At 53.9% G+C, this 2231-nt stretch carries 3 protein-coding genes; all 3 read left to right on the top strand.

All coding sequences use genetic code 11. The annotated features are described in order from the left end of the window. Window positions 1–977, top strand: a 977-nt coding sequence (locus WBC85_RS02245) for an asparagine synthetase B family protein (protein WP_424433052.1), incomplete at its 5' end; no start/stop codon positions are given. A gap of 30 nt (window positions 978–1007) precedes the next feature. After that, entirely contained in the window at window positions 1008–1502 is a 495-nt protein-coding gene (locus WBC85_RS02240) for an asparagine synthase-related protein (RefSeq protein ID WP_424433051.1), read from the top strand. Window positions 1503–1558: 56 nt separating this feature from the next. Further along, a partial coding sequence (locus WBC85_RS02235; protein WP_424433050.1) for a class I SAM-dependent methyltransferase occupies window positions 1559–2231 on the top strand: 673 nt, incomplete at its 3' end.

The raw sequence follows: 2231 nt of genomic DNA, 5'->3' as shown, positions 1-2231 counted from the left end.
TGATCCTTGCGCGCGACAGGCTGGGTATCAAGCCGCTTTATTATCATGTGGGTGCTGGAGGCGAAGTGCTGTTTGCCTCCGAAATCAAGGCTCTATTTGGTGCTTTAGAGACTGATAGCTGGGCAATTGATCCTGAGGTGTTGTCGCAGTATCTCACCTATCAAAACCAGTTTGGCGCAACAACGCTGTTCAAAGACATCAAGGCTTTAGAAGCGGGATGTACGCTTGAGATCAGCGCGACAGGCATCGTACATAACCGCTTTTGGGATGCCACAATCCCATCCCAAGGGTCTGTGAATTTTGAGGTCGCCAAGAGCGACTTTCAACAGACGCTTAAACAAAGCATTGCCCGTCATTTGATGAGCGACGTAGGTATTGCAAGCTATCTGAGTGCTGGATTTGACAGCACTGCCGTGGCGAGTGCCGCGGCTAAACAATTGCCCCAACCCCCTATGACCTTCACAGGACACTTTCCTGAAGGCGGATGGTATGACGAAATGTCCGGTGCTGCTTTGGTGGCAAAGAATATCGACGCGCCGCATTTTCCCGTCGATATTACGGCGACGCGGGCGATGGAGGAAATGGACAATCTGGCGCGCGCGCTGGATGCGCCGCAGATGGGCATGGGCGCATTGCCGCAGTATCTCGTGGCTAAATCTGCCGCTGAGCATAGCAAAGTTATTCTGACCGGACACGGCGGAGATGAGCTGTTCTCTGGTTATCCGGTCTTCAAGATGGCTGGACTTCTCACAGAGATACGGTGCGGTTTCGGACATGCATGGCGTGCTTTGCGAGCGGTGCGCCGCTCTGAGGTGCCGCACATCGGATATTTCACTCTGTCTCTTTTGCGTGGTGGCGCAGGTGGGTATCTTCTGCCTGTCCTGTTTTCGAAAAAGCACCAACATCGCGCCTTGGATGCACGTGTGTGGCAGGCCTTGGAGAACCAAGACCCTGCAGCTACTCTGCGGAAGATCTAGACTGGCGCACACAACCTCTATGAACGTATTTTGACGACCTATCTCACGATATATTTGCCCGGCCTTTTGACGGTCGAGGACAAGATTTCCATGGCCCATGCGTTGGAATCGCGCACGCCACTGCTAGATAATGCGATGGTGGATCTGTCCTTGAGCATTGCGCCTGAAACCAAATTGCAGGGCGGCGTGCTCAAAGCAATCGTCAAAGAAGGCGCGCGCGATTTGCTGCCTGCCGAGCTTTACACCATGCCCAAACGTGGCTTTCCGACACCGCTTGGCACGTGGCTGCGTGGCCCGATGAAACAGTGGATGACACAGCGATTGACCGGGGTGGACAGCCCTTTGCGACGTTTGTTCAAACCTGCTTATCTCGAAGCAACAGTGCGCTCTTATCAGCACAGCCTTGGGCGCAAATGGCGTCCTTTGGATGAGTTGCCAAGTCACCGTATGTGGATGTTGCTCAGCCTTGAAGCTTGGTTGCGCCAGACCGAAGAAACTTGGAACATCCGGCTCGACATCGAATAGTGCCTCGCGCTACCTCTGAGTGAATACAAGACAACCCCAATAGATGAGACGTCCCTATGCCGCAGGATAAAACCGTTGATGACGTAAAGGGCTTCTGGGAAGCTAATCCGCTTTTTACCGGTGAGACCGAGTTTGAACCGGGCACGCGTGCTTTTTTTGAGCATCACCGGCAAGTTGTGATCGATGATTGCTTTGCGGGTGAACTGCCGGACCATCTGTTTCCGCAAGGAGCCAACAAAGAGCGCGTCCTTGATCTGGGCTGTGGTCCGGGCATGTGGTCGATTGAATTGTACAAACGTGGTGCAGAACATGTCACCTCGGCAGACCTCACGACGCAAGCTGTAGAACTGGTGCAAAAGCGGGCCCAGATTTATGACATGCATGTCGACGCCAGCCAGCAAAACGCCGAAGCCATGAGCTTTGAGGACGGGCAGTTCAGCCATGTGAATTGCCAAGGTGTGATTCATCACACACCTGACACCCAAGCCTGCGTGCGCGAGATCGCGCGGGTGTTGCGGCCGGGTGGTACAGCGATGATTTCTGTCTATTATCGCAATGTGTTTATCTCGCTTTGGCCAGTGTTGCGTTATGCGGGACTGATCCTTGGAAAACTTGGTGGAGGCCTGAAGGGGCGCGGGCGCGAACAGATCATGCAAAACGCCGATGTGGATGAAATCGTGCGGCTCTATGACGGAGCGGAAAACCCGATCGGGAAATCCTATTCCAAGC

The organism is Planktotalea sp., assembly GCF_049680325.1.
GTDB lineage: Bacteria > Pseudomonadota > Alphaproteobacteria > Rhodobacterales > Rhodobacteraceae > Planktotalea.
The sequence above is the reverse complement of the archived record's forward strand: the minus strand, read 5'-3'. Positions and strand labels throughout refer to the sequence as shown.